Origin of the sequence: Aeromonas sp. QDB30 (assembly GCF_027707645.1) — a bacterium.
Classification (GTDB): domain Bacteria; phylum Pseudomonadota; class Gammaproteobacteria; order Enterobacterales; family Aeromonadaceae; genus Aeromonas; species Aeromonas caviae.
Window position 1 is genome coordinate 1 of sequence record NZ_JAPCIY010000177.1, and the last position, 1,093, is coordinate 1,093.

Genomic DNA, 1,093 nt, shown 5'->3' on the forward strand with positions numbered 1-1,093 from the left:
CAGAGAAAATCCAAGCAAAACAACACGTTAGACGGTATTATTAATTCGCTTGCCGCTTAAGGTTCTGTACATGAGCAGATAATATATGTTGCGAAAGATGATTAATAATATCGTCCCAACTTTCGCTACCTTTTTTATATGCATCAAGTAATTCCTTTCTGAAAGACCCTTGATAATTTTCCCAATGGCCTTCAACAATAATACTATTTGGCTCCTCTAATGGCATTGCACCAACCACACTCACCATTGGGTCTTTGTGTGTAATGTATAAAGCGAGAAATTCCTCCTCTCCTACAATACAGCCAACAACTCCATCCCTAATATATTTTTGCTTCGCATCTAAATATGAAACAAAATCATGCATTGTATCTAATTCAGACATGACCAGTTGCAATCCATGTTCATCAAAAATATGTACAAAGGTTTTTTCAGGATGGTAATCAGATATATGAAAAGGCTTGTTCTGCATAACGGAAAGGCCATTATAGCATTGTACTAATGTCCCTAAACATCCATGGTCAGATTGGCCGAAATATTCCGATGCAGGCTCAACACTATTTTTAGTAACTGCGATAAGATATATATTTGCCGTTTCAACATCAAATTCAATGGGGAATGGTGTCGAACACTCTTTATTTACAAAAATTCGCTTAGGATACCTCTTTATAAAGGACTCTGCACCGTATAACTGCCTTATTGAGTTACATATAGATTTTTTCTTCCATCGCTCCCATGAAACATTTATTTCGGCTTCACGATTGAACTTTATATCTTTGTCAGAAAAAATAAAAATGTTGTTATTAAAGACAACTAATAGATCACATAATTCCTTTCCTGTTTTAGTCTTACTAAATCCTTCATTGGTATATACATTGGGATACGACCAAAGACTCAAAAATGTTTTATCACATAAATAAGCTAAAAAAGCTTCACTAGATGTGACACTACTCTCTTTTATAATTGGTTGTAACATATTCACTCCAAAATTAAATATTATTAACGTCCTTGATAATAAAAGTTCATGTACAGGACCTTAAGCGTTGAGTCCCTTTAAAACTCCTTCCAAGGTCCTGTTCTGTATCGATTTTCTCTG

Annotated in this window: 1 protein-coding gene; it reads right to left on the reverse strand. The window is 34.6% G+C overall.

All coding sequences use genetic code 11. The annotated features are described in order from the left end of the window. Nucleotides 1–40 precede the first annotated feature (40 nt). A complete protein-coding gene (locus PG896_RS20995) occupies nucleotides 41–973 on the reverse strand; it encodes a hypothetical protein (RefSeq protein ID WP_270836193.1) in 933 nt (310 codons plus the stop codon). Nucleotides 974–1,093 lie beyond the last annotated feature (120 nt).

Excerpts from the sequence above, each read along its gene's own strand:
- PG896_RS20995 (WP_270836193.1), bottom strand. The coding sequence starts at position 973 with ATGTTACAACCAATTATAAAAGAGAGTAGTGTCACATCTAGTGAAGCT.